Annotated in this window: 1 pseudogene; it reads left to right on the top strand. The window is 70.6% G+C overall.

From position 1 onward, the window contains the following. Window positions 1-235 (top strand): annotated as a pseudogene (locus tag BEK98_RS47115) (aldehyde dehydrogenase family protein); the annotation flags it as partial.

Below are 235 nucleotides of genomic sequence, written 5' to 3'. Positions count from 1 at the left end.
AGGCCGTCGAGGGCATCGTGAACGGCATCTTCTTCAACCGGGGCCAGGTCTGCTGCGCGGGCAGCCGTCTCCTGGTCCAGGAGTCGTCGGCGACCCGCTGGACAAGAACACCGACATCGGCGCGATCAACTCCGCCGAGCAGCCCTCCCGGATCACCTCGCCCGTCGAGCAGGGCGAGGCCGAGGGCGCCGAGCGCTGGTCCCCGGCCTGCGAACTGCCCTCGTCCGGCTACTGG

Origin of the sequence: Streptomyces diastatochromogenes (assembly GCF_002242805.1) — a bacterium.
Classification (GTDB): Bacteria; Actinomycetota; Actinomycetes; order Streptomycetales; family Streptomycetaceae; genus Streptomyces; species Streptomyces diastatochromogenes.
This window is presented reverse-complemented; position numbering and strand designations above follow the sequence as displayed.